Origin of the sequence: Pseudomonas sp. MD195_PC81_125 (assembly GCF_014060985.1) — a bacterium.
GTDB classification, from domain to species: Bacteria; Pseudomonadota; Gammaproteobacteria; order Pseudomonadales; family Pseudomonadaceae; genus Aquipseudomonas; species Aquipseudomonas parakoreensis.
The window spans coordinates 1-4,401 of record NZ_JABULD010000396.1; the positions used below are offsets into that span (position 1 = coordinate 1).

The window sequence follows — 4,401 nt, forward strand, 5'->3', positions numbered from 1 at the left end:
TTAATCGCCAGATAATCGCCGCTTGTTTAAGTGACCTGGCGCAAACCCCTTCAAGGCTCTACGCGCATCGAACCTTCCCTTTGTCACTTTTTGCTCCTGAGTGCTGTAGCCCGATTGAACGCTTTAGCGAGATCGGGCTTTTTTTTTGTCTGGGATTTCTCTGATTCACTGCTCTCCCTGTAGGAGCTGCCGCAGGTGCGATCTTTTTGATGTTTGTTTTTTTACAATCAAARAGCAAAAGATCGCAGCCTGCGGCAGCTCCTACAGCGGTTGAGTTCACCCCGCAGATTTAACCGGCAGCGCCGATGCCTGTTGTTGTGCGAACCCGTCCCTCCAACCGCCGCTTCAACCCGCGCGACTCGATCAACAGCTTCGACCCCTTCGCCGCATTCGCCCGGCCCCATTCCTCCAGCAACTCCAGACACGAATGGTCGATGTAGCTCAGGTGATTGAGCGGCACATGCACCGTTGTGCCCGCTGGAATGCTGCCCAGCACCTGAGTCAGTGCCGGTACCTTGAGAAAGGTCGCCGCGCCCACCAGACGCAATTCCATCTCACCGTCCTGCGGCAGGTCGATCAGGCTGATCTTCAGGCGCGAAGCCTTGAACGCCAGTTTCAACATCGTCAGACCGAAACCGATCAACACACCGGTCAGCAGGTCGGTGAAGATGATCGCCAGCGCCGTGGCGGCGTAGGTGAACATCGGCATCCGCCCGTAACGGCCCAGCCCGCGAAAGGCCTTGAGATCCACCAGTTTGAAACCGGTGTACACCAGCACGCCTGCCAGACTCGCCACCGGAATGCTTTGCAGCACGCTCGACAACAACAGCACGAACGCCAGCAGCCACAAACCATGGAAGATCGTCGAATAGCGGGTGGTCGCGCCAGCCTGGACGTTGGCCGAACTGCGCACGATCACCCCGGTCATCGGCAGCGCGCCGACCAGTCCGCAAAGCATGTTGCCGACGCCTTGCGCTGAGAGTTCACGGTCGAAGTCCGAGCGCACACCGCTGTGCATGCGATCTACTGCTGCTGCAGACAGCAGGGTTTCGGCGCTGGCGATGAACGCCACGGCAAAAGCCGCAATCAGCAGGGTTGGATCAGTAAGGCTGAGCAAATCCGCCGGTTTCAGCCAGTCGATGGCTTCGGCCAGATTGGCCGGCACCTCGACCCGTTTCACCTGCAACGCCAGCAGCAGGCTGGCGCCCGTGGCCAGGCCAACGCCGAGCAACGCACCGGGAATGAAGCGCAGCGAATACGGACGGAATTTTTCCCAGAGCCACATCACCGCAATGGTCGCCAGCCCGAGCAATCCGGCCTGCCAGCCAAATGACGGCAAGGCTTGCGCCACCGCGCCGGGGAACGCTGTGAGGTTATCCAGACCCGAGGGCTGCGGCTTGGCATCCAGCATCACATGCACCTGCGACAGAACGATCAGCACACCGATCCCCGCAAGCATGCCGTACACCACCGCGGGCGCCGTCACCCGAAACCAGCACCCAAGCTTCAAACGCCCGGCCACCAGCTGCAGGAAACCGGCGAGCAGCAGAATCGGCCCGAGCATCTCGATCCCGTGCTGGCGCACCAGCTCGAACACCAACACCGCCAGCCCCGCCGCCGGCCCGCTGACCTGCAACGGCGAGCCCGCCAGCCAACCGACCACCAGACCACCAATAATCCCGGTGATCAGGCCTTTGGCCGGTGGTAACCCGGAAGCAATCGCAATACCCATGCACAGCGGCAGGGCGACCAGAAACACAACCACAGAAGCCAGCAACTCCCGTGGCAGAACCGCTTTCAATTGAGCAGCACGCATGGTGACTCTCCCGAAGTTTTCTTCAGGCGTGGCTTCGCCGTACCGCTGAAACAGCGGCCGGCGTCAAACCACACAGATTTTTAGGAGGATTTAGAAGCGCGCTTTGGGCGTCGCCACCGGAATCGGATGGCTGCCGTCGAGCGGCAGGAAGCGTCCCTGATCCGCGTCGTAAGCTTTGATTTCGCTGGTTTCGATGTTGTAGACCCAGCCATGGATGAACAGATGACCGTTCGCCATGCGTGAGGCTACCGAAGGATGGGTACGCAAGTGCTGCAGTTGGGCGATGACGTTCTCCTCGGTGAGGATCGGCATGCTTTCTTTTTCGTCGGTGCAGTTGCAGTTGTCATGCACCATGGTCTTCGCCACTTCCGCATGACGCAACCAGGCTTTGACTGTCGGCATTTTTTCGAGGCTGTCCGGATTGAGCACTGCGCGCATGGCGCCGCAATCGGAGTGGCCGCAAATGATGATGTGTTGCACGCCCAGCGCCAGTACCGCGTATTCGATGGCGGTGGAAACGCCGCCGTTCATCTGGCCATAGGGCGGTACGACGTTGCCCACGTTACGGGTCACGAACAGATCGCCCGGCGAACTCTGGGTGATCAACTCGGGCACGATGCGCGAGTCGGCACAGGTGATGAACATCGCCCGTGGCGATTGCGCCGTGGCGAGTTTCTTGAAGAGTTCTTCCTGTTGCGGGAAGACCTCATGATGAAAATGCAAAAAGCCGTCAACGATCGTTCGCAGCGCTGCATCGGCGGATTGCGCCCCAGGGACGGCTTGCGCCGACGCAGCCAACGGCTGTTTATCCTTGTCACTCATGATTCATCCTCTTTGGCGGATTCGGGGAGTCATTCCCGTGTATTCCGGTATGAAGCCAGTGGCTGTTTAAAACATCCGGGCCATCCCGACCCGTCAGTCACTCGATGAACAAGGTAGCCGCCGAAACTTAACTGAAACTGAATCAAGCGCTCTAGAACGTGTGTTCCAGGTCACAAAAAACGTGACTGAGGGGTACGACGGAAGGTGTCCAGCCCTTCAACCACAGGGCCAATTGTCGCTAAATCAACGACATCTGGCGACCCGGTGGACAGAAGGCGCTGCAGTCGAGGTCATAGCCCTCGCGATGATTGAGGTCGAGCCGCTTGATCGTTTTGGCAAAGCGTTGCGCGAGCAAGTCGGCGAACGGCCCTTCGCCGCGCATCCGTGCACCGAAACGGCTGTCGTAAAGCTCGCCGCCACGGCTCTGGCGGATCAGGCTCAGGACATGGGCCGCGCGCTGCGGATAGTGCGCGTGCAGCCACTCCTCGAACAGCGGCGCCACCTCCAGCGGCAGGCGCAGCATCATGTAGGCGGCACTTTGCGCACCCGCCGCATGTGCCTCGGTCAGCAGGCTTTCGATTTCGCTGTCATTGATCATCGGAATCATCGGCGAACACAACACCCCCACCGGAATGCCCGCTTCGCGCATCACCCGGATCGCCCGCAACCGGGCCTTGGGTGCCGCGGCACGGGGTTCGAGGATGCGTTTGAGTTCATCGTCCAGCGTCGTCAGGCTGATCATCACCGCCACCAGCCGTTGTTGCGCCAGTTCCGTGAGCAGATCGAGGTCACGCAGGATCAGCGAGCCCTTGGTGACGATGGTCACCGGGTGCCGGTAGCGCAGCAGCACCTCGAGGGTCTGGCGGGTGATCCGGTGTTCACGTTCGATGGGTTGGTACGGGTCAGTATTGGAGCCGAGGTTGATCGGCGCGCATTGATAACCTTTTTTCCCAAGCTGTTCTTCCAGCACCTGGGCGGCGTTGGTCTTGGCGATCAGCCGGGTTTCGAAATCCAGTCCCGGCGACATGTCCCAATAGGCGTGGCTCGGTCGCGCATAGCAGTAGATGCAACCGTGCTCGCAGCCGCGATAGGGATTGATCGAGCGATCAAAGGGCAGGTCCGGCGAAGTGTTGCGGGTGATGATGGTTTTTGCCGTTTCGATCATCACTTCGGTGTTCTGCGTTTCGGGCACTTCCTGATACCAGCCGTCGTCCTCGGCCACCGAACGGTTCGGCGCGAAGCGGTTGTGCGGGTTGGTCGCAGTGCCGCGACCACGAGGAGGCAAGGGCGTGTGCATCGCAAGTGTCCTGATTGCTGTATGTGCATACAGTATCGCTGGATCGAGGAAACAGCCAGTGCCGTTCGGCGATTCGGCGCACCAACACCAGTCCGTGGTTCATGGATTGATATATATATATTTATCGCAAACCGAAGACACATCTTTCAACTGGAAGTACAACTTGCAATGTCGTTATTATTCGTCTTGTTGTCTTTCTGTTATTCAATATTTTAAAAGGAATTAAAACGTGTCTTACTTTAATCATCGCGGCATCTTTTTGCAGAAACTTGGTCCGACTCCGGTTGATCCGGATGAAGTACTGGTGTCCATGCAGTTTGCGCAGAAGCAATCTGGCTGGGACGCAGAAAACGCCGTGCCGACCGACTCTCTGCTGGATTCGCGGATCATCATTGCGTCGTCCTATGACGGTGGCGAAACGTTCGATGTAAGCAATGAAAAAGATGTCGATGGGGGATGGTGATAT

General features: G+C 58.6%; 4 protein-coding genes. 1 reads left to right on the plus strand and 3 read right to left on the minus strand.

The window, feature by feature from the left end; genetic code table 11:
- Positions 1–289: 289 nt before the first annotated feature.
- The 3 genes from HT737_RS16195 to HT737_RS16205 form a co-directional block, all read right to left on the minus strand.
- Complete coding sequence (locus HT737_RS16195) at positions 290–1,816, minus strand: SulP family inorganic anion transporter (protein WP_182403264.1); 1,527 nt, start codon at positions 1,814–1,816, stop codon at positions 290–292.
- 90 nt (positions 1,817–1,906) lie between these two features.
- Positions 1,907–2,638 (minus strand): carbonic anhydrase, encoded by a 732-nt coding sequence (locus HT737_RS16200; protein ID WP_047297474.1) that lies wholly within the window; start codon positions 2,636–2,638, stop codon positions 1,907–1,909.
- Between the two features lie 238 nt (positions 2,639–2,876).
- Positions 2,877–3,935 carry a PA0069 family radical SAM protein gene (locus HT737_RS16205; RefSeq protein WP_047297475.1) on the minus strand — a complete coding sequence of 353 codons (1,059 nt, stop codon included), beginning with the start codon at positions 3,933–3,935 and terminating at the stop codon, positions 2,877–2,879.
- 229 nt (positions 3,936–4,164) lie between these two features.
- On the opposite strand from HT737_RS16205, the gene HT737_RS16210 reads away from it, so the two are divergent.
- Positions 4,165–4,398, plus strand: a complete 234-nt coding sequence (locus HT737_RS16210; RefSeq protein WP_306287223.1) for a hypothetical protein — start codon at positions 4,165–4,167, stop codon at positions 4,396–4,398.
- The last annotated feature ends 3 nt before the right edge of the window (positions 4,399–4,401 follow it).

Coding starts and splice junctions, on each gene's coding strand:
- HT737_RS16205 (WP_047297475.1), bottom strand. CDS start 3,935: ATGCACACGCCCTTGCCTCCTCGTGGTCGCGGCACTGCGACCAACCCG.
- HT737_RS16195 (WP_182403264.1), bottom strand. CDS start 1,816: ATGCGTGCTGCTCAATTGAAAGCGGTTCTGCCACGGGAGTTGCTGGCT.
- HT737_RS16200 (WP_047297474.1), bottom strand. CDS start 2,638: ATGAGTGACAAGGATAAACAGCCGTTGGCTGCGTCGGCGCAAGCCGTC.